A 21,745-nucleotide genomic window follows, 5' to 3' on the forward strand; every position below is an offset into this window, starting at 1 on the left:
CGGCCTCACCGCCCCGTCCACCGGGCGGGCCGGCGCTCGGCGAAGGCGGTCATGCCCTCGCGTACGTCGTCCGAGGCCATCAGGGTCTTCATCTCGCCGCGCTGGAAGGCGAAGGCCTCGGCGTCGGGGGCTCCGTCGGCGGCACGCACGACGCGCTTGATGGCGGCCAGCGCCAACGGGGCGTTCCCGGCCAGTTGTCCGGCCAGACGCAGGGCCTCGGGAAGCGCCTGGCCCTTGGCGGTGACCCGGTTGGCCAGGCCGAGTTCGCCGGCGCGGCGGCCGTCGACGGGTTCCCCGGTCAGCAGCAGTTCCATGGCCAGGTGGTGCGGGACGCGCTTGGGCAGGCGGATCACCCCGCCGCCCGCGGCGATCAGGCCGCGCTTGACCTCGGGCAGGCCGAACCGCGCGTCCTCGGCGGCGACGATCAGGTCGCAGGCCAGGGCGAGTTCGAAGCCGCCGCCCATGGCGAAGCCCTCCACGGCGGCGACAAGGGGCTTGGCGGGTTCGGCCTCGGTCAGCCCGCCGAAGCCGCGGCCCTCGACCTCGGGCGACTCGCCGCGCAGCGCGGCCTTGAGGTCCATGCCCGCGCTGAACGTGCCGCCCTCGCCGGTCAGGACGCCGGCCCGCAGGGTGGGGTCGGCCTCCAGTACGTCGAGTGCTTCGGTCAGGGCGCCTGCGACCGCGGCGTTCACGGCGTTGCGGGCCTCGGGGCGGTCGAGGGTGATCAGCAGGGTGGAGTCGATGCGTTCGGTGCGCACGGGGGGTGCGGGGGTGCTCATGGTGGTCCTTCCGGGTCGATCAGCGGACAGCGGCGGCGAGTTCGGCGAGGACGTCCTCGGTGTCCTGGCCCGCGACCGGTGCCAGGCGGCGGATCGAGCCGGGGGTGGCGGAGAACCGCACCGGGATGCCGATGGTGCGGACCGTGCCCTCGGTCGGGTGCTCGACGGTGTCGAGGAGGTGGCCGTCACGGACGTACGGGTCCTCGTGCGCGCGGTCCAGTTCCAGCACCGGGGCCATCGGGATGCTGTGCTTGGCGCACACCTCCGCCCACTCCTCGGTGGTCAGCGCGGGGGCGCAGGCCGCCAGGAGCGCGGCCAGGTCCTCGTGGTCGGCGCTGTCGATGGCATCCCCGTTGACCCTCGGGTCCTCGGCGAGGTCGGGGCGTCCGGCCGCCGTGATGAAGTCCCGGTAGTTGGGCGGGTTGTACGGCATGACACAGGCCAGGCCGTCCTTGGTGCGCACCGCCCGGTGGCCCTTGAGCATGGACAGCGGGAAGCCGGTGGGTCCGGTCTCGGGGACATGGGTGTGGCCGGCGAGGTGCTCGACCAGGTTGAACGCGATCAGCGTGTCCGTCATGGGGATCTCGACGAGCTGGCCCCGGCCGGTGCGGCCGCGGTGGAGCAGGGCGGCCAGGACGCTGTAGGCGATGGTCAGCGAGGAGACCTTGTCGCCGATGATGGTCGGCAGGTAGACGGGCTCGCCGAGCGCCCGGTCGGCGATGTCGACGAGGCCGGAGGCGGCCTGCACGGTCTCGTCGTACGCGGCGTTGCCTGCGCGGTCGGAGTCGCCGCGGAATCCCTGGGCGTGCGCGTAGACGAGGCCGGGGTTGCGGGCGGCGATGTCGTCGTAGGACAAGCCCAGGCGGTGCAGCGCGCCGGGCCGCATGTTGGTGATCAGCACGTCGGCGGTGTCGATCAGCTTCAGCGCGTGCTCGCGCTGGGTGTCGTCCTTGAGGTTGAGGGAGACGCTGCGCTTGTTGCGGTTGACGTTGAGGTTCAGCGGGGTCATCCCGGGCGTGGTGCGGTAGTGGCCCACGCGGACGGTGTCGGCCGGAGACTCGATCTTGACCACGTCCGCGCCGAGGTCACCGAGGATCTGGGCGGCGTAGGGGCCCATCACCACGGTCGACAGGTCGATCACCCGGATGCCCTCCAGGGGGCCGGTGACGGTGTCTGCGAGGTCCGTCATGGCTTTCCTCACTCCTTGCTTCGCGATTTCCGTGTATCTGGAAACTAAGTTATCGCGAGGAGTGCGGGGAAGGAAGCAGATGGAATGACCGAATAGCGAAAGGCGGTATGACCGCTGCGGTCATACCGCCTGCTCAGACCGCTTCCCTTGCTCGAATTTCTCTTACCGAGGCGTACGGCCCCACCTCTGAGGAATTCTTGCCGAATTCGGAAATGCCGATTTCACGGCCGTCCGCCAGGAGAAGACGGTGAACTGATGACACCTTCCTCGGCGAGCCCGCCCCAGACACGCCGGGTTTCCTGTAAATGGAGTCGTCGACACTGGCGCGGTCCGCGGGACGTCGGGTCTCGCGGCGGAGGCCGACCGCGCCTCCGGTACCACCACACCGCACGCGCTTCGAACACTTGAACCACTCAGCCAGGAGAACCTTGGCCCAGCGACAGCAATGCAGCAGCGGGGATGCCTCAGCCTGCCGTTTTCGGCTCTCGCCGAAAGACATTGGTCCACCTTCCTGACAGCAGCCACTCTTGCCGGGAACGCGGATGCCGAGGACGCGTCAGTCCCGGGGCCGCTCAGACCGTCCGACTGTCCCAAGGGGGAACACTCATGATCCGCTCAGTGAGAGCCACCGCCGCGACCATGGCGTCTGCCGTCATCGCCGCCGCCGGCCTTGTCTTCGGCACCGCGGGCTCTGCCCACGCCACGGGACACGGCCCCGGCTACTACGGCGTCTGGGCCTCCGGCGTCAACGTCCGTGCCGGCGGCGGGGAACAGTGCTACCTCTATCCGTCGACCAGCAACTGCCCGGACGTGCAGACCACAGTGAGCAGCCCGGCCCAGGTGTGGGTGTACTGCCAGCAGGAGGGGGCCCAGAGCGTCGGCAACAACCCCTACTGGGTCTGGGTGCTCACCGCGAGCGGCCACCGGGGCTATATGGCCAGCTACTACACCAACAACGCCACCAACTGGATCGACGGTGTCGAGCGCTGCTGACGCCGCCAAGGGGGCTCCGGTCGTCCCCACAGACCTGGTCACTCCGAGGCTTCAGGCCGACCGGCCCCCGCAGCCGACTGCGCGGACCATGAAGGGCGAATTCCGGGCTGAGCGACCAGGCGGGTGTCGACAGTCACGTATTTCCGCGGCGGCCCTGCTCCACCTGATCCCCCGGATAGAGGCGGTGATGGCCGGCGAGCCCCGCTGGTGATGCAGGGCCCGACGCGCCGGTCCCGCCCGTCCAGCCGCGGCCCGGGCACCCCCACGGAGCGCGCGTGATTCCGCACTGCCCAAGGCCTTCCGCTTGCTTGCGTGGACAGCGGAAGGCCTTGCCGTCGAGCAACACGAACGGCCACAAACCCCTGGGCGACTGCGTTGTCGTCGACGTACCCCGGAAGATGACGGTGCCGGATGAGGCGCAATCCGCCGTGTCGGCCCGCTGCTCCCAGTCTCGGGACATTCAAGGACCCGCCTCTGAGCGCTCCACTTCCGGCGACCGCATGGCGCTGAGGGAGGCGGCCGCAGGGGGTGCGGGTGCCGGTCGGACACCAGTGGGCAGCCGGCATGCGAGGGTGGCGGCGACGGCAGTGAAGGCGAGGAGGTTTTCCGACTTGCGCGTGGGCAGGGCGATCCTCGGCTCTGCTGGGGCAGTTGGGATACGGCCGTGTTGACCGGTCCCCTCAGCGACGGCACGGGGGATGGCGGCATCATCCGAAGCCGGCCGCAGCCGTTTCCCGGCATCCGACACCCACTCCGCCTTCCGTGTCCCCCGCCCGAAGTCGGCGCCGAACCCGAAGACCCTCCTCTCCACCCGGCAGCGGGTCAGTTCACCGCCGGTTCGCAATCCGGCACCCAAGTCCCGGAAATCCGCAAGCAGATGTCACCGCCGAACGGCCGCGGGAACCGGTGAGAGGCCGGACGCAACGACCGACGGCTGTTCCGGCAGATCACCACTGAGCAGCGCGGCGCCCAACGGGGTGAGGGTGTGGACGACATGGGCGCCGACGCGCCGGCTGTGCGCGAGGTCGATCTCGCGCAGGGCGGCGACGTGTTCGCTCGCCGACGGGGCCGAGATGCCCAGGCGCCGGGCGATCTCCCCCGTGGTCGCGGTGGATTCCAGGCATGTCAGGACCCGGGAGCGGGTTCGTCCGATCACGGTGGCCAGGGCCTCGGCTCGCTTGTCACGCGTTGCCTGCGGCGCCCAGGTCGCGGGATGAGCGACGGGGTAGGCGAGGACCTGCGGCAGGGTGGGATCGGCCAGCGCGATGGGTGTGTTCCAGCAGAAGTGCGAGGGGATCAGCCGCACTCCGCGTCCGCCGAGGTGCAGGTCCCGGTCCTCCGGGTAGCGCACGTGCAGCACGGGAGGACGCCAGACCATCAACGGGCGGAAGGAGTCCAGCAGTCCGTGGACTCCGTGATCGCACAGCGTGCGCGTACGCAGGGCCCGGTCGGCCTCGGTGGTCCTGGCTGTCCCGGTCCAGTCCGGCGCCACGATCGTGCGGTGCACGAGCCGGAACGCCGTCGCGACCTCCGCCATCGCCGTCCGGTCCCCCGCGCCGAGATCGTGCGCCCAGCGCGGCAGCCTGTGGGTCCCGGCCAAGCGATTCAGTTCTTGGCGCAGCCGTGACCGGGGGGTGGCCCGCAGTTCCTCCATCGCGGACTCGAGACCGTCTGCCGAGGCGTCGGGTGTCAGGAAATCCGGCCAATAGCCCGCCGTGGCCGGGGCGAGGACGGAAAGCATCCTGGCCGTTCCCGCCAGTCCCTTCGCGGAAAGTCCGGCCCGAGCGGCGCGCCGCCAGTGACCGTAGACGGGCAGGCCTCGCCGCGACGCGCTCAACTGGTGCAGGCTCAGCAAGGTCTCCCACACCGGGTCCGGCTCACGCGCCAGGTGAACGCGTGCCAGGTCTGCGGCTGTGAAGTGAATACGCAGCATTGTTCATCCCCCGATTCCCACCGCTACGGCCGACCGTGCCGGTGGTCATTCCGGACGGTGCGGCGGTTTTCCAGGGTGGCACGAAGAAGATCCGCCCAACGGGGAGCAGGCGATGAGAGTATGGGCCCGATCGATGCAGGATTCGCTATGACCGCAGGTTGAGGACGTGGGCGGTGCCTGATCCGGGGGGAACGGCGGAGCCGAGCCTGCATCAACTGCGGCTCTTTCTGGCGCTGGGCGAGGAGTTGCACTTCGGCAGGGCCGCAGCGCGATTGCACATATCCCAGCCGACGCTGAGCCGCCAGATCCAGGACCTGGAGAGGCGGCTGGGTGTCCCGCTGTTCTCACGCGACAGCCGTAGTGTCACGCTCACCGACGCGGGCCGTGCCCTGGTCGACGAGGCGCGGGCGACGGTGGAAGCGATGGATCGACTGCGGGTCAGCGCCGGCCAGTGGGCCCGCACACTCTCCGCGCACGTGGTCGTGGGGACGGTCGGAGCCGAGGCCGCCATGCCCTACACCCACGCGATCCTCGAGCACCTGCGCACAGTGCATCCGGCACTCACGGTGGAGATCCGAACCCTCAGCTTCGCCGAACACCTGGTCCGGTTGCTCTCCGGCGACATCGACGTCGCCTTCCTGCGGCCCCCTGTGCCCGCCGGCGTCGAACTCCTGGAACTGGCAACCGAGCCGCGCATAGCCTGTCTGGCCGCCGACGACCCTCTGACCCGACGGCCCACGCTGTCGCTCGCCGACCTCGGCGAGCGGGTCTTCGTGGACGTCCCTCCTGAAGTGCCCCGTGTGTGGTGGGACTTCTGGGCGGTGGACCCGCGCCCGGACGGCAGACGGGTACGCTACGGCCCCGTCGTCTCCGACATGGAGGGGCTGCTGCACACGGTCGCCTCGGGACAGGGGATCTGCTTTCTGCCCGCGGCGGCCCGTGAGCTCTTCCCGCGCCCGGGTGTGCGCTACGTCGACGTGATGGACCTGTCCCCGACGGTGTCGGCCCTCGGCTGGCCGACCGGACACCGAGACCGCCCGGCCGTTCGAGCCGTACGCGAGGCCGCAACCGCCGCGATGTCCGCGGCCCGCTGGAAGCAACGGCCGCCCCTCTGAACCACCCCCGGCCCACCGCACCGGCCCCTGCCGGGACAGCGACGTGTTCGTCACGCGCACGAGGAGCAACTACGCGCCAGGTCTGCGGCGCGGGCAGCGCAGGCGCGGTCGTCCTGTCGCTGCCGACACGCGGGCTTGTCAACCCGTTACTGGCCCTGGTCGAGCGGCGAGTCGATCCTGAAGCATGCCGACTGAAGCTCATCGGGCGCACTCACCGGTTCCGCGAAGAGTTGGAAATCCCGGTGCCGGATGAAGCGATCGGGGAATTTCACCGAGCGGAACGAAGCTTGGTTCGGATCGATTTCCGCCCTTTCGAGTACGAATGTCGAATCCTCGCGCACTTCGGCGGCCACGGCAGGATCCTCGATCCCTTCGAAGAACTTGCTGTGGATACGAAAATCGTCGAACGTCGCGATTCGCAGACAGAATCCCAGGGGAGGAGCGGCACGCAACAACCGCCCTTTCACCCCGAAATCCAGGTTCGGCCCGTCCCAGGTGAAGGTGGCGTCAGCACGGTCGGCGTCGGTCTCGATCTTGGCGATGTCAACGAGACCGCCATGGTCGATGACGAAGAACTCCGGGAAATTGTTCGAAAACAGCGAGAATCTGCTCGCGGCCATGATGTCCTCCGCTCGACGACGCACTTTCTCACTCGGCTCTCCGAACACGACTGAGGGCGCTGTGTTCATCATGCGCCTTTCAGGGAGCCCCCGCCACTGCTCCGCCTTCCCAAACGTTGCCAATCCAATTGAAGGGGAATCCTTTTGGGCGACAGGGAAAATCCACGAACAGCCCAGTACGCAGGCCGTGTCGCCGACTCCGAGGGCTTCGGAAGGCCGACCACGGCCGGGAGCAGTTGGCCGTCTGCGGACAGCGCCCACCACGAGACACACCAGCGCGCGCAGGGGCCGCACCCACGCTTTGGGATCCATGTCGCGCCGGCCCGGGAGACACGGCCCTTGCCCATCCAGGCGGTCGCCTTCCCTCGGCCCCGACGAGTTCCGGAGGAGAAACGCTCGCAACGCAGCGAGGGCCTCTGCTCGCGCGCGGTCGAGAACCAGCCGGTCGGCACGACGATCGCCCTCGGCCGAGTGAGCCCGGGTCAGGGACGGGCCGTGCTGGTGGAGTTCTCCCGGCAGACCGGCCTGTCGCTGTGTCAGGTGGCCGAACTGTTCGTGGACCGGGGGCTCAACGGGCAGATCCCCCGCGGACGTCCACCCCCTCCTGGAGGACACCCTCGAGAAGCACGGGCACACTCACCGCGCCGCAGCTCCTCGCTTCCCTCACGCACCCAGTGCCCGTGCCAGCAGCATCACGCGGTTGTTCGTCGAGGTCTTGGTGAAGATCGACTTCAGGTGGTCCTGGACGGTGTGTTCGGAGAGGCACAGGCGGTGGGCCACCGTGTGGCTGTCGCCGCCCTTGGCCAGGTGGTGGAGTACGTCCACCTCGCGGGGGCTCAGGGCGAAGCACCTGGCGAAGAGGGCGAGCCGTTCCGCCGGGCAGGTCTCCTCCAGCGTGACGGCGATGCTGTGTCGGCGATCCGTGGGCATCACGTCGGCGATGCGGGCGGCGCTCAGCGTCAGCCACAGGCCGTCCGCGAGGTGGAGCCGGGAGCGCGGGGGGTGGGTGTCGACGCCCGCCTCGACGGCGAGTAACTGGGCGGCGACGTCGTACACGCACGCGTGCATCGCCGCGCGGCCGTGTCCGGGTGGCACCAGTCGGCTCAGGCAGGCGGAGGTGGCCGGTGTCTGGGCGAGTACCCGCAGATCGTGGTCGAGCAGCAGGGCCAGCGGACTCTGCAGCCGCGCGTGCGGCGGTCGTACGACGAAGGTCTCCGCCTGGGCGCGACGCAGGGCCGCCGTCACCGGAGCGGTCAGGCGGGCCAGGCAGGCGGCCTCGGCGGCGGTGAAGGGGCGGTCGCGCCGGTACAGGTCGAGGTGACCCCAGCAGCCGAAGCGGTCCTTGAAGACCAGCGAGGCGATGTCCCGGATGCCGTAGTCGCACAGCGCCTCGCGCCACAGGCGGCTGACGGCGGGGTCGGGGAGCCGGCTGAGCAGGGCCACGCGGTCGAGTGTCGTCCAGCGGTTGGCCGAGGTCAGGTATGCGAGACGGGTCGTCCTCGGCAGTTCCGGCGACCACGGCACGTCGGCGACGGAGCAGGAGCCCACCGTGGTCTCGGGGTCGGTCAGGGGGAAGCCGTAGGCGTCGAAGCCGATGGTGGTCCGCAGTTCGCCGAGGAGCCGTTCGCGCAGGGTCCGGGAGTCGCCGCCCGCCTCACAGAGACGGACGATCCGCTCGTACGACCTCGCGTACGGGACGAGAGGCAGGGCCATGATTCGAGCGTACGTCGCGATTCCCCACATTTCAGGGATGGGCCGCGCTCCCTGCCAGGTCAAGCATGGGAGGCATGAGCACACGTCGGAAGGCAGCGACCGAGGAGCCACCGATGAGAACGACGTCGAGAACCCAGACCGTCCTGGCCGCCGCCACGCTCTGCGCCGCGGCCGCGCTCGCGACGGCCGCCCCGGTCGGGGCGCAGCCCGCGCAGGTTCCCCGGGCGACCCAGTCGAGCACCGTGTACGCGTGGATCGACGGCTGGGGCGGCGGCACGGTCACCAGCCGACCCGCCGGGATCAGTTGCCATACGACCGCCTGGGACCCGTACAGCTCCGAGGAACCGCCGCCGAACTCCACCGGCCCCTGCTCGGCGAGCTTCCCGGTCGGCACGACCGTCACCTTCACCGCGACGCCCGACCCGGGTTCCGCCGTCAACGGCGGCCCGGACCCGGCCTCACTGACCGTGCGGTCCGGCTACAACGCCGTGTGGGCCATGTTCTGCCCGACGGACGGTCTCTGCTCCGCCGGGTGACCGCACCTGTCCGGGCGGCTCCGCGGCCCTTCGGCCGGTGCGCCGACACATCCCTGTCCACGAAGATCGACTGATCTGGGAGGAATCTCATGCCCGTCACCGTGCAAGACCACCGAATACCCCACGAGTCCACCGTCCCCGCGAACATGGGACAGGTCGTCGAACTCTTCGTGCGCGAGCGCGACGGCACGTCACTCGGCCACCTGGACGAGCGCACGGCCGTCCTGATGCTTCACGGCCGCAGCGTTCCGGTGCTCGCGGGCTTCGATCTCGATTTCAAGTCGTACAGCTGGGCCGATGCGCTGGCCAGGGCCGGTTACGACGTCTTCATGATGGATCTCCAGGGCTCGGGGCTGTCACCGCGGCCGAAGATGGACGACCCTCGTAACGTCAACCCCGCCCAGCAGAACCTTCTGAAGCCGAGGCCTCCGGGTTTCACGCCCGGCCCGCCGAACTATCCGTTCCAGCTGACCAACTCGATCAGCGACCGGGACGACCTGAACGCCGTGGTGGACTGGATCATTCGCGAGCAGGGGGTGAAGAAGGTCGCCTTCATCGGCTGGTCCGCGGCCGCGTTCACCATGGGGCCGTACGCGGTCAGGAACCCGAGCAAGGTGTCGAGCCTGTTCCTGCTGGCGCCGATCTTCCCGCCCGAGGGCACGTCGAACGCCCCCGACCCGTTGCCGCAGCCCGGCTTCCCGATGTTCGTGAGCACGAAAGCCGGAACCTGGAACGGGTGGGGCAACGAGGTGCACTGCGAGGGGCAGCGCGAAGATGAGATGCAGGACAAGGTGTGGGACGCGATCATGAAAAGCGATCCCGTGGGCAGCACGTGGGGGCCTGTCGGTGAAGGGCGCAATCGCATCAGGAACTTCGTCCGGTGGGGCTGGAACAAGACCACCGCGGCGCAGGACGTCGTCCTCGGCGACAGCGTGCCGGTCCTCATCGCGTACGGGGAGTACGACAGGCAGGCGAACACGTCGAGCGAAGATCCGGAACTCAACTTCTCGGTCCCCGCGCTCTACAACGCCATCGCCGGCGGCCACAAGCTGATGGTCAAACTGGACTGCGCAGGCCATTCCGTGGTGTGGGAGATCCAGCACAACAACGTGCACAACCTCTCGAAGCACTGGCTCAAGCACCTGAAGGTCGACGGCAAGTCCAACGGCATCTTCGACATGAACACCAACGGCGACATCAGCCCGGCTCCATAGACCGGGCTGCTGTGCCGACATCACTCAGGGACCCGGAAGCTGGGACTGGTTCAGCTCCCGGGCGACGGCCGGCACATGGAGATCCTCGCGGATGCCGACTTGGCGGGCCCCGTGGCGCCGCCTCGAATAAACAATCCCCGGCGGGACGGGATCCGCTCCCCCTTGCGCGTCGACCGGGGAGGAGCTCCCTCGCCTCTCCGCGACGCTTCATCCGGCCCTCACAGGCGGCACTCGCCCTCTGGACTTCCCGTCCGGCCAACGCTCGCCGTCAGCCGAACCGGAGGGACCTGCTCCGCTGCCGCCGACACGCCTCCTCAGGTCAGCGACCGCGCAGCTCAGGCCCAGGCGGCCACCGGCACGAACGAACTGTCCTGCCGGAAAAGCTCCGTCCCGTCCGTGCGGTCCACGCGGAGTTGGTAGTCGTAGTGGCGGAGGTAGCGGCCGGGGTAGTTGTACGACTCCCAGCGGATCGAGCCCGACGCCGTGCCCGTGCGGGCGATGAACGTCGCGTCCTTGGCGAAGGTCGAGGTGCCGTCGTTGGCGTCGAAGCGGGCGCGGAAGTCCCAGTGGCGGAGGTAGTTGCCGGAGGAGTCGCGGAAGGAGTAGCCGTTCGGGTCGGCGAGTCCCGCGACCACGGTGAAGGTGGACGCCGTCTTCTCGGCGGATGTGCTGGAGCCGGTCACCACCGGGAGGTTGAGCAGGGAGGACTGGTTCTGCCAGTACCGGGTGGTGTAGTTGGCCGACCGGAAGGAGCGCGTCACGTTCCTCGCCAGCGAAGGGCCGCCGGACACCGTCTCCTTGACCACCGTGAAGTGGCGGGCCGTGCCCGAGATCACCGGCAGTGCCGTCGGGGCCGACCAGGTGGCGAAGGTGTCGTAGCTGTCGCTGTAGTAGTAGCTGCCGTCGCCGTAGCCGTCGAAGAAGATCCGCCAGCCGCCGTTGTCGAGCTGGATCACCGACGGGCCCTCGCGGTAGCTGCCCCAGCCTGCCCAGTCGCCGGTTCTGGAGATCGTGTAGGGGCCGTTGAGCGAGGACGCCGTCGCGTACTCGATGTACTTCGTCGTCTCGTTCTTCGTGAACGCGTGATAGGTCGAGCCGGACTTCACGAGGTACGTGTCGATGTGGTTGGCGCCGATGCCGGACAGGGCCACCGGTGAACTCCAGGCCGTCAGAGCCGAGTTCGTCGCCCTGAGCCGGTATGGCGTGAAGATCCACTCGTTGCTGGTGAGCGAGCAGGACACGATGACGTTCACGCTGCCGTCGCTGTCGACGAACCACTCCGGCGCCCAGGCGCGGGACAGGTTGGCGATCGGCACCGTGTAGTCGTACAGGAAGGTCCAGTTGGCCCGGTCGGAGCTGCGGGCGAAGCCGATGGTGGTGCTGACGTCCTGCCAGGTGTGGGTGGTGTAGGTGAGGTAGTAGAAGCCGTCGGTGTGATTGAGGACGCTCGCGTCGCGGATCCTGTTGCTCGGCGGCGTGTAGGCGGAGGACTTCAGCAGCCGGAAGTCGGTGGCGTCGTCGGACTGGTAGACGTTCACCGTGCCGTCGTTGCTGTTGAGGAACGGCACGATCGTGTAGCGGGTGGCGGAGCCGCTGGGCGGGGCGGCGGCGAGGGCCGTGCCGGGCAGTTCGCCCACCAGGACGGCCGAGGCGGGCAGGGCGGCCATCGCGCGGAGCAGGGTGCGGCGGGACGGCGTGGGGGGACGTGTGGTCACGGGCGGCTCTCCCTTGAACAAGGACGCGACGCCGGACATGGATGCGGCTCCACTGTCCGATATCCCGAACAGAGTTCGGGAAGTCGGTCAGACGGTAAGAGGGTGACCAGAGCACGTCAATCCCCTGGGTAACCCCTGTTGCGTACAACCCCCGTTCCGGCGAAGCGCTTTCCGACGTTACCGTTCAGTAGACGGCGTCGGCCCGTCCTGGAGCCCGGAGGTGTCCCGTATGACGTACGAGCGTTCCGCCGGGCTGGCGGAGACCGCCCGGGCGCTGGCCGACGGCGAACTCACCTCCGTGTCCCTCGTCGAACGGGCCCTGGCACGGATCAAGGCCTCCCAGGACACCCTCAACGCCTTCCGGATCGTACGGACCGAGGCCGCCCTGGTCGAGGCCGCAGCGGCGGACCGGGACCTCGCCGCCGGCGTGCGCACACCGCTGCTCGGCGTGCCCGTCGCCGTCAAGGACGACATGGACGTGGCGGGCGAACCGACCGCGTTCGGCTGCCGGGGCGAGTTCCCCGCGGTCACCCGGGACGGCGAGGCGGTACGGCGGCTGCGCGCGGCCGGGGCCGTGATCGTCGGCAAGACCAACACCTGCGAGTTCGGGCAGTGGCCGTTCACCGAGGGCCCCGCCTTCGGCGCGACCCGCAACCCGTGGAGCCCCGAACACACCCCGGGCGGCTCCTCCGGCGGCTCCGCCGCCGCCGTGGCCGCCGGTCTGGTGCCGGCCGCCCTGGGCTCCGACGGGGCCGGTTCGGTCCGCATCCCCGCCTCCTGGACCCACCTGGTCGGCATCAAGCCGCAGCGCGGCCGCGTCTCCACCTGGCCGCGCGGCGAGTCCTTCCAGGGCATCACCGTCAACGGCACGCTCGCCCGCACGGTCGCCGACGCGGCCCTGCTCCTCGACGCCGCGAGCGGCAACCATCCCCTGGACCCGCACCGGCCGCCCGCCGTCGACGCCGGCGCGGCAGTCGGCCGCGACCCCGGACGGCTGCGCATCGCACTCGCCCTGAAGCCGCCGTTCACCGCACTGCCCGCCCGGCTCCGGCCGGAGGTGCGGGCCCGGGTCCTCGAACTCGCCGAGAAACTCGCCGCGTTGGGGCACACCGTCGAGGAGGCCGATCCGCCGTACGGGCAGATCGGGCTCACCTTCGTGCCGCGCGCCACGGCCGGGCTCGCCGAGCGCGTGCGGGAGGCGCCCTTCCCCACCCTCCTGGACCGCCGTACCCGGGAGGCGGCCCGGCTGGGCGGGCTGCTCGGCGGGGTGCCGCTCCGGGCGGCGCGGCGCGCGGAGGCGGTCCTGCACCGCCGTATCGGCGGCTTCTTCACGTCGTACGACGTCGTCCTCGCCCCGACCACCGCGGCTCCCCCGCCCCGCGTCGGGGCGATGCTGGAGCTGGGCGGGCTGGCCACCGACCGGGCGATGATCGCGGCCTGCCCCTACGCGTGGCCGTGGAACGTGCTGGGCTGGCCCGGGGTCAACGTCCCCGCCGGGTTCGTCGGGGACGGGCTGCCCGTCGGGGCGCAGTTGCTCGGGCCCGCGAACAGCGAACCGCTTCTGCTGTCGCTCGCGGGGCAGTTGGAGGCGGAGCTGCGCTGGCACGAGGTCTGGCCGCCCGGGTGGGCGGCGGTGGATTCACCCGCCGCGTGACGGCGCCCGCCCGTACCCTGTGACCATGGACGATGCGTCGATGGTCGGGCTCATGGGGCGGGTCACGGGGACGGTCGGGCCGGGGCTCGTCGGCGAGGTGATCGTCCGGGTGCGGGGCGGCGCCGAGCACTTCCTCGCCTACCCCGCCACCGGCACGGAGCGGATCGAGCGGGGCACCGTGGTGATGGTGGTGGAGCACCTGCCGCCGAGAACGGTCTACGTACAGCCCGCCTATGACAGTTGAGCCTGTCAATGCGCAGGTGAGGGGCGTTTGTATCAAGGTTTCGACAAGGATTCCCCAGCGTCTTCACCCTGGCCTCCAACAGGCGCACACTCCCTTCGTTCGGTGCCGAAAGGGCACCATTAAAAGGGGGCGTATGCCGATGGTTGTCGGCGTCGTTGCGGGGGTGGCCGTCGCGGCCGTCGCCGCTGTGATCGGTCTGTTCAAACTGATGTGGCGTGTCGCGGAACCCAACGAGGCACTGATCATCTCGGGCTCGAACCACAAGACCGAGGGCCTCGAGGCGGGCATGGGATTCCGCATCGTCACCGGGCGCGGCACGCTGGTGCTGCCCGGTGTGCAGGCGGTGCGCAAGCTCTCGCTCGACCTGAACGAGACCGAACTGCATGTGGACTGCGTGACCCACCAGGGCATTCCGCTCAAGGTGCGAGGCGTGGTCATCTTCAAGGTGGGCGACGACTTCGTGTCGATCGCCAACGCGGGGCGGCGCTTCCTCGACCAGCAGAAGCTGATGTCGGAGCGGGTGCACAACGTGTTCGCCGGTCATCTGCGGTCCATCGTCGGCGGGTTGACCGTCGAGGACATGATCCGCGACCGGGAGAAGCTCACCGGGCAGACCCGGGCCGCCTGCGGCACGGAGATGGAGAAGCTGGGGCTCATCGTCGACTCCCTGCAGATCCATGAGATCGAGGACCCGACCGGGTACATCCAGAACCTGGCGATGCCGCACGCGGCGGCCGTTCAGCGCGATGCCCGTATCGCGCAGGCGGAGGCGAACCGGCTGGCCACCGAGGCCGAGCAGCAGTCGTTCGCACGGATGGCGGAGGCCACCCGGGACAGCGAGATCCTCCAGGCCGGCTACCAGGCCGAGCGGGACAAGGCGGCCGCGAAGGCGCGTCAGGCCGGTCCGCTCGCGGACGCCGGGGCCCGGCAGGAGGTCGTCGTCCAGGAGACCCGGGTCGCCGAACTCGAGGCGCACCGGCGGGAGCAGCAGCTCCAGGCGGACGTCCGCAAGCCGGCGGACGCCAAGGCCTACGAGAAGCGGACGCTCGCCGAGGCCGAGCGTGACGCGCGGATCTCCGGGGCCGAGGCCAAGGCGCGGGAGACCGAGCTCGCCGCGGCGGCGGAGGCCACCCGGGTCAAGACGGCGGCGGGTGCCGAGGCCGAGGCGACCAAGGCGCGCGGTGCGGCCATGGCGGCGTCCACCCGGGCCACGGGTGAGGCGGAGGCCGCGGCGGCCCAGGCCAGGGGTCTGGCCGAGGCGGAGGCCGCGAAGGCGAAGGGTCTCGCGGAGGCGGAGGCCATCAAGGCGCGTGCCGCCGCGCTCGCCGAGAACCAGGAAGCGGTCGTCGCCCAACAACTCGCCGAGAACTGGCCGGAGATCGTCAAGGCGGGCGCGTCCGCGTTCGGCAACGTCGACAACATGGTGGTGCTCAACGGCGCCGACGGCATGGCGGACATGTTCGCCAAGGCGCTCACCATGGGCGGCACGGGGCTGGGCCTGGCCCGTCAGCTGCTGGCGTCGATGAACCAGAACGGACAGCACGTCAACGGCACTTCGCTGAACGGCGTCGCCGCGCCGCCCGCGCAGAAGGTACCGGTTCAGGAGTAAGGGACTGGCGGTCCGGGGCCTTTGGAAGAATGGGTCCCGGGCCGCCGCTTCGTCCGTTCGACGGACCGCGCTTCTCCCCCTGTCCCGCGGACGCCATAAGGTGCCCCCGTGACTGCGTCTACCGATGAGAACGTCCCCGGCCGCTTCGGCGCCACCGCCACCACCGAGGCCGACCCGCGCGAGGTCGGCCCGGTGCGCACCGAGTACTCCCCCGCGCACGACGGGGACCCGGACCCCGGGGAGATCGTGTGGACCTGGGTGCCCTTCGAGGAGAACGACGGCCGCGGCAAGGACCGGCCCGTGCTCGTGGTCGCCCGCGAGGCGGCCGGCACCGTGCTCGCCGTCCAGCTGTCGAGCAAGCGGCACGACGGCGACCGGGAGTGGGTCGCCATCGGCAGCGGACCCTGGGACCGCACCGGGCGGGACTCCTGGGTGGACGTCGACCGCGTCCTGCGCCTGCACGAGGAGGGCATGCGCCGAGAGGCCTGCGCCCTGGACCGGGGCCGCTTCAACCTGGTCAGGCAGCGGCTGCACGAGCGGTACGGCTGGACCTGACGGTCAGCTCCGGGCCGGCTGCCGCTCGGCGAACGCCCGTACGAACGCTTCCCGCACCACCGCACCCGGGGTGCGGTCGAGCACCCCGAACACCACGTGCTCGAAGGCCCCCGCGAACCGGCCGCCCGGGGCGAGCAGGGTCCGGAACGCCCCCGCCACCTGAGCGGGGTCGTTCTGGAACACCCCGCAGCCCCAGGCGCCCAGCACCAGTCGCCGGTAGCCCGCGGCGACGGCCACCGACAGCACCTGCTCGGCACGCACCGCGAGGGCCCGCGGCAGTTCGGCCACCCGCTCGGGTGCCGTCCGCCGCACCACCCCGGCGTTCGGCGCCGCCGCCGTCAGGAAGCCCACCAGGTGCGCCGAGTCCAGCAGACGGCCGTGGTCGTCCCGGAAGACGGGCACGGCAGGCGAGTGGATGACCCGGTCCGTGTAGAACGGGTCGCGGTGGGCGCGGTGGTGGTCGTAGAACTCGCGGGCCTTGAGCAGGCAGGTGTACAGCGCGGAAGCCCGGCACAGGGCCTCCTCCTGGGCCTGGGCACCGTTCAGGAAGCCACCGCCCGGGTTGCGAGCCGAGGCGAAGTTCAGCACGGCCACGCGCCCGGCAGGTGGGTCGGCCGACCCTGCGGCGGAGCCCCCGGCAGGCACGTCGGCCGGCCCCGCGCCGAAGCCCCTGGCGAGCGGGTCGGCCGACCCCGCGCCGGAGCCCCCGGCAGGCGGGGCAGCCGCCCCAACGGCAGAATTCCCGGCAAGCCGGCCGGCCGCCCGAACGGCAGAACCTCCGGCAAGCGGCTCGGCCGCCCGAGCAGCAGAACCCCCGGCAAGCGGCTCGGCCGCCCGATAGGCAGAGGCGTCACCCAACAGCCGGCCCGCACCCGGGCCACCCTCGCCCGACCTCCGGGCCGCCTTCAGACCGCCCTCGCCCAACCGGCGCGCCGCCTCCAGACTGCTCTCCCCCGTGACCTCGAAGAACGTGTCCGCAGGAGCGCAGCCCGCCGTTGGACCGAAGCCCGCCGCCGGAGTGAAGGCGGGCACCTCCACCGGCCCGGGGCCGTACATCCGCGTCCCCGCCCGCGCCGTCTCGATGTCCGCGGCCAGGAGCACCTCGCGCCCGTCCGGCGCCCGATAGCGTCCCGCCGCGACGATCCGTTCCGTCTCCTGCGCGATGCCGCGCAGCCGTGCGCTCATGGCGCCACCCCCGTGGACGCCATGACCGCACGCCGTGCGGTCTCCCCCGTCGTGCTCATGCGGGAATCGTGGGTGATGCTGGGGTGGCGGTGCAACAGAGTTTCAAACGCCCGCCACAGCCGGAAAACGCCTCGAAAACCCAGGGAGAACAGTGCTCCACGGCCCCTAATGCGCGGATGTGCACCCTTGTGCGGAACGGGAAGAAGGTCTTGGGTGGGACGAGCGTTGCCGGTCCGACCCACCTGATCCCCGGACCGGTGGCATGGTGGAATCTCAGGAGGATCCCGACATGTCCGACTCCATCGGCGACTGTACGAACCCTCGTACGGCGCTCCGCGAAGCAGAGCTGGAGGCCCTGGTCCGCGGCATCTGCTTCAAGACCGGTCCACCCCGCCGCATCGGGGTGGAACTGGAATGGCTCGTCCACGAGCTGCGCGGTCCGCAGCTCCCCGTCACACCGGAACGACTCACGGCCGCCTACGCCGCACTGCGGACCGTGCCCCTGAAGTCGGCACTCACCGTCGAGCCGGGCGGCCAGCTGGAGCTGAGTTCCCAGCCCGCCGACTCCCTGACGGAGTGCATCGACACCGTCTCCGCGGACCTCGCCGCCGTCCGCACGGCCCTCGCCGAACAGGGTCTGGGCCTCGTCGGCTTCGGCCACGACCCCTGGCACCCGCCCCGCAGATACCTCCGCGAACCGCGCTACGACGCGATGGAGACCTGCCTGGACCGCACCGGCCCGGCGGGCCGCGCCATGATGTGCACCTCGGCCTCCGTGCAGGTCTGCGTGGACGCCGGCCACGAGGAGCCCGGTCCCCTGGGCCTCGGGCGCCGCTGGTGGCTGGCGCACCAGCTGGGCGCCGTCCTGGTGGCCGCCTTCGCGAACTCGCCCCTGGCGGGTTCCGAGCCCACCGGCTGGCTCTCCACCCGCCAGCTGCTGTGGACCGAGATCGGCAAGGGCCGGGCGGGCGGCCCCGACCTGGACGCCGACCCCCGTGCGGCCTGGGCCCGGCACGTCCTGGACGCGCCGGTGATGTGCATACGGCGGGACGGCGGCCCCTGGGACGTCCCCGAGGGGCTCACCTTCCGGCAGTGGGCCAGGTCGGGCGTGCCCCGGCAGCCGACCCGGGAGGATCTCGACTACCACGTCTCGACGCTGTTCCCGCCGGTCAGGCCGCGCGGCCATCTCGAACTGCGGATGATCGACGCACAGCCAGGCGAGGACGGCTGGATCGTCCCGCTCGCGGTGACGGCGGCGCTCTTCGACGACCCGGAGACCGCCGAGACGGCCTACCGGGCGGTGAAGCCGCTCGCCGAGCGCACCCTGTCCCTGCCCGCCCCGCACAATCCGCTGTGGATCGACGCGGCCCGGCACGGGCTCACCGACCCGGAGCTGCGGGAGGCGGCCGTGGTGTGCTTCACGGCGGCCCTGGAGGGCCTGCCCCGGCTGGGCGCGGGCGCCGAGGTCATCGGCGCCGTCGAAACGTATCTGCACCGCTATGTGATCCGGGGCCGCTGCCCCGCCGACGATCTGCTGGACCGCACCCACGGTTCGCTCGGGAAGGAAATCCGCACATGACCGACCCCACCACCGCCCCCTCGGTCGAGGACCCCGAGTCCTTCCGTGAGCGGGCGGTGTCGACCCTGGTCACCGCCCGGGACCGCACGACGCTCCTCACCAGCTGCGTCGAGGAACCCGACCTGACCGCCCAGCACTCGCCGCTGATGTCGCCGCTCGTGTGGGACCTCGCCCACATCGGCAACCAGGAGGAGCAGTGGCTGCTGCGGACGGTCGGCGGCCAGGAGGCGATACGGCCCGAGATCGACGGCATCTACGACGCCTTCGAGCACCCGCGCTCCGAACGCCCCTCGCTGCCCCTGCTGTCCCCCGCGGAGTCCCGGCGCTACGCGGCCGAGGTGCGCGGGCGGGTCCTCGACATCCTGGAGGGCACCGCGCTGCACGGGACCCGGCTCACCGAGGCCGGGTTCGCCTTCGGGATGATCGCGCAGCACGAACAGCAGCACGACGAGACGATGCTGATCACCCATCAGCTCCGCAAGGGCCCCGCGGCCCTGACCGCCCCGGACCCGGAACCGGCCCCGCTGTTCACCGGCCCGGCCGAAGTCCTGGTCCCCGGGGGCCCGTTCACCATGGGCACCTCCGACGAGCCGTGGGCGCTGGACAACGAACGCCCCGCGCACCGGCGGGAGGTGGACGCCTTCTGGATCGACACCACACCGGTGACGAACGCCGAGTACCAGGCGTTCATCGAGGACGGCGGCTACGACACCGAGCGCTGGTGGGCGCCGGCGGGCTGGGCGCACATCCGGCAGCACTCCATCCACGCCCCGCTGTTCTGGAGCCGGGACGGCAGGCAGTGGCTGCGCCGGCGCTTCGGCGTCACCGAGGTCGTGCCGCCGGACGAGCCCGTGGTCCACGTGTCCTGGTACGAGGCCGACGCCTACGCCCGCTGGGCCGGCCGGCGGCTGCCCACCGAGGCGGAGTGGGAGAAGGCGGCCCGCCACGACCCGGCCGGGAACCGCTCGACACGCTACCCGTGGGGCGACGCCGACCCGCGGCCCGAGCACGCCAACCTGGGCCAGCGGCACCTGCGCCCCGCCCCCGCGGGAAGCTACCCGGAGGGCGAGTCGCCGCTCGGGGTACGGCAGTTGATCGGTGACGTGTGGGAGTGGACGGCGAGCGACTTCGAGCCCTACCCGGGGTTCCAGGCGTTCCCGTACAAGGAGTACTCGGAGGTGTTCTTCGGCCCCGACCACAAGGTGCTGCGCGGCGGTTCGTTCGCCGTGGACCCGGTCGCCTGCCGGGGCACGTTCCGCAACTGGGACTACCCCATCCGGCGGCAGATCTTCTCCGGCTTCCGCACCGCCCGTTCCGCGGGGTCCGCCTGATGTGCCGTCATCTGGCGTGGTTGGGACCCGAGGAGCCGCTCGGCCGGCTCCTCGTGGAGCCCCCGCACAGCCTGTACCGGCAGTCCTGGGCGCCGCGCCGGCAACGGCACGGCACCGTCAACGCCGATGGTTTCGGCGTCGGTTGGTACGCCGAGGGCGATCCTGTCCCGGCCCGGTACCGGCGGGCCGGGCCCATCTGGGCCGACCTGTCGTTCGCCGACCTCGCCCGGGTCGTGCGCAGCCCGGCGGTCCTGGCCGCCGTACGGGACGCGACCCTGGCGGGAGCCGACGCCGAGGCCGCGGCGGCGCCGTACGCCTCGGGGCCCTGGCTGTTCAGCCACAACGGCGCGGTGAAGGGCTGGCCGGACTCCCTGGCTCCGCTGACCGGGACCGTGCCCCCGGCGGACCTGCTGTCGATGGAGGCCCGCAACGACTCGGCGTTCGTGTGGGCCCTGGTCCTCAACCGGCTGCGCGGCGGCGACGAGGAGGGCCAGGCGCTCGCCGACACGGTCCTGGAAGTCGCCGAGGCGGCCCCCGGCTCCCGGCTCAACCTGCTGCTGACCAACGGCGAGTCCATCGCCGCGACCGCCTGGGGCGACACCCTCTGGTACCTCCAGCGGGCCGGCCTCGGCACGGTCGTCGCCTCCGAGCCGTACGACGACGATCCGCACTGGCAGGAGGTACCCGACCGCACGCTCCTCGCGGCGAGCCGCACCGACGTGCTGCTGACCCCCCTCAAGTCCCTGGAACCACTCAAGGAGCCCCGCACGTGAGTCCGTTCCTTCTGACCCGCACCCTGCCCGAGGACGCCACCGAGGCCGCCCTGCGCGCCGACGTCCTCAAGGGCCTGTCGCACACGCCCAAGACCCTGCCGCCGAAGTGGTTCTACGACGCCCACGGCAGTGAACTCTTCGAGCAGATCACCGAGTTGCCCGAGTACTACCCGACCCGCGCCGAACGGGAGATCCTCGTCGCGCGGTCCGGTGAGATCGCCGCGGCGACCGGTGCCCGCACCCTGGTCGAGCTGGGCTCGGGCTCCTCGGAGAAGACCCGGTTTCTGCTCGACGCACTGACCGGGCTGCACACGTACGTCCCGGTCGACGTCAGCGAGAGCGCGCTCACCCAGGCCGGGCACGCGCTCATCGCCCAGCGGCCCGAGCTGAGCGTGCACGCGCTGATCGCCGACTTCACGGCCGGTCTGAGCCTGCCGGACACGCCGGGCCCGCGTCTGCTGGCCTTCCTCGGCGGCACGATCGGCAATCTGCTGCCGGCCGAGCGCGCCGCGTTCCTGTCCTCGGTGCGCGCCCTGCTCGCGCCGGGCGACGCGCTGCTGCTCGGCACGGACCTGGTCAAGGACGAGGACGTGCTGGTCAGGGCGTACGACGACGCGGCCGGGGTGACGGCCGCGTTCAACAAGAACGTCCTGACGGTCGTCAACCGCGAACTGGACGCCGACTTCGATCCCGGCGCCTTCGACCACGTGGCCCTGTGGGACGCGGAGAACGAGTGGATCGAGATGCGGCTGCGGTCGCGCACGGACCAGACCGTGAAGGTGCCCGCGCTCGACCTGGCCGTGGACTTCGCGGCGGGCGAGGAGCTGCACACCGAGATCTCGGCGAAGTTCCGCAAGGACGGCGTCCGGGAGGAACTCTCCGCCGCCGGGCTTGAGTTGGCGCACTGGTGGACGGACGGCGAGGGCCGGTTCGCGCTGTCGCTGAGCGTGGTGCGGTAGCGGTAGCGGCAGGTGACGAAGGGGGCCCTCGGGTCCCCTTCGTCGGTCG

At 70.9% G+C, this 21,745-nt stretch carries 19 protein-coding genes and 1 pseudogene; 12 read left to right on the top strand and 8 right to left on the bottom strand.

Annotated features, from left to right (window positions below; genetic code table 11):
* Positions 1–5: 5 nt before the first annotated feature.
* Positions 6–779: a crotonase/enoyl-CoA hydratase family protein gene (locus tag AQJ54_RS12775; RefSeq protein WP_062237175.1), complete on the bottom strand. Its 774-nt coding sequence runs from the start codon at positions 777–779 to the stop codon at positions 6–8.
* Between the two features lie 19 nt (positions 780–798).
* A complete protein-coding gene (locus AQJ54_RS12780; RefSeq protein WP_062237180.1) occupies positions 799–1,968 on the bottom strand; it encodes a CaiB/BaiF CoA transferase family protein in 1,170 nt (389 codons plus the stop codon).
* A 606-nt stretch (positions 1,969–2,574) separates the two neighbouring features.
* Between AQJ54_RS12780 and AQJ54_RS12785 the strand changes: the two genes are divergently transcribed.
* Complete coding sequence (locus AQJ54_RS12785) at positions 2,575–2,961, top strand: hypothetical protein (RefSeq protein WP_062237182.1); 387 nt, start codon at positions 2,575–2,577, stop codon at positions 2,959–2,961.
* 880 nt (positions 2,962–3,841) lie between these two features.
* On the opposite strand, the gene AQJ54_RS12790 is transcribed toward AQJ54_RS12785, so the two are convergent.
* Positions 3,842–4,561, bottom strand: a complete 720-nt coding sequence (locus AQJ54_RS12790) for an ArsR/SmtB family transcription factor (RefSeq protein WP_248845348.1) — start codon at positions 4,559–4,561, stop codon at positions 3,842–3,844.
* A 506-nt stretch (positions 4,562–5,067) separates the two neighbouring features.
* On the opposite strand from AQJ54_RS12790, the gene AQJ54_RS12795 reads away from it, so the two are divergent.
* The gene (locus tag AQJ54_RS12795) at positions 5,068–6,009 is read left to right on the top strand and encodes a LysR family transcriptional regulator (protein WP_243659636.1); all 942 of its coding nucleotides are present in this window, start codon (positions 5,068–5,070) and stop codon (positions 6,007–6,009) included.
* Between the two features lie 146 nt (positions 6,010–6,155).
* Here AQJ54_RS12795 and AQJ54_RS45615 read toward each other — a convergent pair whose 3' ends face one another.
* A complete protein-coding gene (locus AQJ54_RS45615) occupies positions 6,156–6,629 on the bottom strand; it encodes an AbfB domain-containing protein (RefSeq protein ID WP_062237188.1) in 474 nt (157 codons plus the stop codon).
* A 663-nt stretch (positions 6,630–7,292) separates the two neighbouring features.
* Positions 7,293–8,342: a response regulator transcription factor gene (locus AQJ54_RS12805; RefSeq protein WP_062237189.1), complete on the bottom strand. Its 1,050-nt coding sequence runs from the start codon at positions 8,340–8,342 to the stop codon at positions 7,293–7,295.
* A gap of 113 nt (positions 8,343–8,455) precedes the next feature.
* Here AQJ54_RS12805 and AQJ54_RS12810 point away from each other — a divergent pair, with 113 nt between their 5' ends.
* Both AQJ54_RS12810 and AQJ54_RS12815 read left to right on the top strand, forming a co-directional pair.
* The gene (locus tag AQJ54_RS12810; RefSeq protein WP_062237192.1) at positions 8,456–8,878 is read left to right on the top strand and encodes a hypothetical protein; all 423 of its coding nucleotides are present in this window, start codon (positions 8,456–8,458) and stop codon (positions 8,876–8,878) included.
* 170 nt (positions 8,879–9,048) lie between these two features.
* The gene (locus AQJ54_RS12815) at positions 9,049–10,092 is read left to right on the top strand and encodes an alpha/beta fold hydrolase (protein ID WP_062029797.1); all 1,044 of its coding nucleotides are present in this window, start codon (positions 9,049–9,051) and stop codon (positions 10,090–10,092) included.
* A gap of 335 nt (positions 10,093–10,427) precedes the next feature.
* Here the strand turns inward: AQJ54_RS12815 and AQJ54_RS12820 are convergent, their stop codons facing one another.
* Positions 10,428–11,807 carry a glycoside hydrolase family 43 protein gene (locus AQJ54_RS12820; protein WP_062238583.1) on the bottom strand — a complete coding sequence of 460 codons (1,380 nt, stop codon included), beginning with the start codon at positions 11,805–11,807 and terminating at the stop codon, positions 10,428–10,430.
* Positions 11,808–12,036: 229 nt separating this feature from the next.
* Here AQJ54_RS12820 and AQJ54_RS12825 point away from each other — a divergent pair, with 229 nt between their 5' ends.
* From AQJ54_RS12825 to AQJ54_RS12840, 4 genes are all read left to right on the top strand, one after another.
* Positions 12,037–13,461, top strand: a complete 1,425-nt coding sequence (locus AQJ54_RS12825) for an amidase (protein WP_062237195.1) — start codon at positions 12,037–12,039, stop codon at positions 13,459–13,461.
* Between the two features lie 25 nt (positions 13,462–13,486).
* On the top strand, positions 13,487–13,705 hold the full coding sequence (locus AQJ54_RS12830; protein WP_028809216.1) for a hypothetical protein: 219 nt from the start codon (positions 13,487–13,489) through the stop codon (positions 13,703–13,705).
* 133 nt (positions 13,706–13,838) lie between these two features.
* A complete protein-coding gene (locus AQJ54_RS12835) occupies positions 13,839–15,314 on the top strand; it encodes an SPFH domain-containing protein (RefSeq protein ID WP_062237197.1) in 1,476 nt (491 codons plus the stop codon).
* 108 nt (positions 15,315–15,422) lie between these two features.
* Complete coding sequence (locus AQJ54_RS12840) at positions 15,423–15,869, top strand: type II toxin-antitoxin system PemK/MazF family toxin (protein WP_020135174.1); 447 nt, start codon at positions 15,423–15,425, stop codon at positions 15,867–15,869.
* A gap of 3 nt (positions 15,870–15,872) precedes the next feature.
* On the opposite strand, the gene AQJ54_RS12845 is transcribed toward AQJ54_RS12840, so the two are convergent.
* Complete coding sequence (locus AQJ54_RS12845) at positions 15,873–16,730, bottom strand: TIGR02452 family protein (protein ID WP_428843794.1); 858 nt, start codon at positions 16,728–16,730, stop codon at positions 15,873–15,875.
* A gap of 57 nt (positions 16,731–16,787) precedes the next feature.
* A pseudogene (locus AQJ54_RS43435) lies at positions 16,788–17,102 on the bottom strand (poly(ADP-ribose) glycohydrolase domain-containing protein); the annotation flags it as partial.
* 241 nt (positions 17,103–17,343) lie between these two features.
* Here AQJ54_RS43435 and egtA point away from each other — a divergent pair.
* The 4 genes from egtA to egtD are packed head-to-tail and all read left to right on the top strand — an operon-like array spanning position 17,344 to position 21,696.
* On the top strand, positions 17,344–18,633 hold the full coding sequence (gene egtA / locus AQJ54_RS12850) for an ergothioneine biosynthesis glutamate--cysteine ligase EgtA (protein ID WP_062237199.1): 1,290 nt from the start codon (positions 17,344–17,346) through the stop codon (positions 18,631–18,633).
* Positions 18,630–19,964, top strand: a complete 1,335-nt coding sequence (gene egtB / locus AQJ54_RS12855) for an ergothioneine biosynthesis protein EgtB (RefSeq protein WP_062237201.1) — start codon at positions 18,630–18,632, stop codon at positions 19,962–19,964. The genes egtA and egtB overlap by 4 nt, the downstream gene beginning before the upstream one ends.
* On the top strand, positions 19,964–20,737 hold the full coding sequence (egtC, locus tag AQJ54_RS12860) for an ergothioneine biosynthesis protein EgtC (protein ID WP_062237204.1): 774 nt from the start codon (positions 19,964–19,966) through the stop codon (positions 20,735–20,737). Before egtB ends, egtC begins: the two co-directional genes overlap by 1 nt.
* The gene (egtD, locus tag AQJ54_RS12865) at positions 20,734–21,696 is read left to right on the top strand and encodes an L-histidine N(alpha)-methyltransferase (RefSeq protein ID WP_062237206.1); all 963 of its coding nucleotides are present in this window, start codon (positions 20,734–20,736) and stop codon (positions 21,694–21,696) included. The genes egtC and egtD overlap by 4 nt, the downstream gene beginning before the upstream one ends.
* The last annotated feature ends 49 nt before the right edge of the window (positions 21,697–21,745 follow it).

Origin of the sequence: Streptomyces griseorubiginosus, assembly GCF_001514195.1 — a bacterium.
GTDB classification, from domain to species: domain Bacteria; phylum Actinomycetota; class Actinomycetes; order Streptomycetales; family Streptomycetaceae; genus Streptomyces; species Streptomyces griseorubiginosus.

What these genes read in the sequence shown, in the direction of transcription:
- AQJ54_RS12775 (WP_062237175.1), bottom strand. Translation starts at nt 779, where the DNA reads ATGAGCACCCCCGCACCCCCCGTGCGCACCGAACGCATCGACTCCACC.
- AQJ54_RS12780 (WP_062237180.1), bottom strand. Translation starts at nt 1,968, where the DNA reads ATGACGGACCTCGCAGACACCGTCACCGGCCCCCTGGAGGGCATCCGG.
- AQJ54_RS12785 (WP_062237182.1), top strand. Translation starts at nt 2,575, where the DNA reads ATGATCCGCTCAGTGAGAGCCACCGCCGCGACCATGGCGTCTGCCGTC.
- AQJ54_RS45615 (WP_062237188.1), bottom strand. Translation starts at nt 6,629, where the DNA reads ATGGCCGCGAGCAGATTCTCGCTGTTTTCGAACAATTTCCCGGAGTTC.
- AQJ54_RS12805 (WP_062237189.1), bottom strand. Translation starts at nt 8,342, where the DNA reads ATGGCCCTGCCTCTCGTCCCGTACGCGAGGTCGTACGAGCGGATCGTC.
- AQJ54_RS12810 (WP_062237192.1), top strand. Translation starts at nt 8,456, where the DNA reads ATGAGAACGACGTCGAGAACCCAGACCGTCCTGGCCGCCGCCACGCTC.
- AQJ54_RS12825 (WP_062237195.1), top strand. Translation starts at nt 12,037, where the DNA reads ATGACGTACGAGCGTTCCGCCGGGCTGGCGGAGACCGCCCGGGCGCTG.
- AQJ54_RS12830 (WP_028809216.1), top strand. Translation starts at nt 13,487, where the DNA reads ATGGACGATGCGTCGATGGTCGGGCTCATGGGGCGGGTCACGGGGACG.
- AQJ54_RS12835 (WP_062237197.1), top strand. Translation starts at nt 13,839, where the DNA reads ATGCCGATGGTTGTCGGCGTCGTTGCGGGGGTGGCCGTCGCGGCCGTC.
- egtA (WP_062237199.1), top strand. Translation starts at nt 17,344, where the DNA reads ATGTCCGACTCCATCGGCGACTGTACGAACCCTCGTACGGCGCTCCGC.
- egtB (WP_062237201.1), top strand. Translation starts at nt 18,630, where the DNA reads ATGACCGACCCCACCACCGCCCCCTCGGTCGAGGACCCCGAGTCCTTC.
- egtC (WP_062237204.1), top strand. Translation starts at nt 19,964, where the DNA reads ATGTGCCGTCATCTGGCGTGGTTGGGACCCGAGGAGCCGCTCGGCCGG.